The sequence below is a fragment of the Idiomarina baltica OS145 genome (genome assembly GCF_000152885.1).
GTDB classification, from domain to species: Bacteria; Pseudomonadota; Gammaproteobacteria; order Enterobacterales; family Alteromonadaceae; genus Idiomarina; species Idiomarina baltica.
Window position 1 is genome coordinate 1 of record NZ_CH672405.1, and the last position, 1,232, is coordinate 1,232.

Below are 1,232 nucleotides of genomic sequence, written 5' to 3' on the forward strand. Positions count from 1 at the left end.
TTAATGAAGCCCGCAGCTGAACAACTCATGTCAGCGTTAAAAGCGGTCACTTTTAAGCCGGCATCATGTGATGTAATCAACAATGTGGATGTTTCTATTAACGATGATCCTGAGGCAATTAAAGACGCGCTAGTTCGGCAATTGTATTTTCCAGTTCGTTGGACAGAAACGGTAGAAAAGCTAGCTGAAATGGGTGTTGAGGCCGCTTATGAGGTAGGCCCGGGCAAAGTATTAACCGGTCTCTCAAAACGAATTACTAAAGCTTTTGGTTGCCAAGCACTTAATACACCTGAAGCGTTTGAAACAGAATAAGTAAAGAGGTTAATCATGTTTTCATTGAACGAACACGTTGCACTCGTGACCGGTGCAAGCCGCGGTATAGGTCGCAAAATTGCTGAGCAGTTAGCGGCTCAAGGAGCCTTTGTAATTGGTACAGCGACAAGTGACAAAGGCGCGGCGTCGATTGCGGAATACCTGGGTGATAAAGGGCAGGGCTTGGCGTTAAACGTCAATGAAACAGACGAGCTGGCGGATAAAATCAAAGATCTTGAAAAGACGCATGGTAAAATCGATATTCTGGTCAATAATGCCGGAATAACGCGAGATAACCTGATGATGCGTATGAAAGAGGATGAGTGGAATGCGGTTCTTGATACCAACCTCACTGCTGTATTCCGTATTTGTAAATTGGTTATCCGTGGCATGATGAAACGACGCCATGGTCGAATTATCAATATCAGCTCTGTCGTTGGGACGACTGGAAACCCAGGACAAGTTAATTACTGTGCTGCGAAAGCTGGATTAGTCGGCTTTTCCAAGTCGCTAGCCAAAGAAGTAGCAGCGCGCGGTATCACCGTAAACTGTGTCGCACCTGGTTTTATTGATACCGATATGACGAAATCATTAACGGACGATCAAAAACAAGCGATCTATGCTAATATTCCAGCAGAGCGTTTAGGTCAACCTGAGGAAGTTGCCTCTGCTGTGGTCTTTTTAGCGAGCAAAGGGGCAGCCTATATCACCGGTGAAACCATTCATGTGAATGGTGGTATGGCCATGGTGTAAAGTCTTAGGGGTACGACCTCTAGGATAATTTTAAATTTTTACTTTATATTTCGCGCTGGTTTCACTAAACTAGCCGAAAATTTTGACACTCGTGAAGACTATTTAAGGATTTTATAATCATGAGCACTATCGAAGAACGCGTTAAAAAAATCATCATTGAGCAACTA

2 protein-coding genes are annotated in these 1,232 nt (G+C 43.8%); both read left to right on the forward strand.

What is annotated here, in order from left to right:
* A partial coding sequence (locus tag OS145_RS13420) for an ACP S-malonyltransferase (RefSeq protein WP_006955315.1) occupies positions 1–312 on the forward strand: 312 nt, incomplete at its 5' end.
* Positions 313–327: 15 nt separating this feature from the next.
* Positions 328–1,065 (forward strand): 3-oxoacyl-ACP reductase FabG, encoded by a 738-nt coding sequence (gene fabG, locus OS145_RS05905; protein ID WP_006955316.1) that lies wholly within the window; start codon positions 328–330, stop codon positions 1,063–1,065.
* Positions 1,066–1,232: the final 167 nt, after the last annotated feature.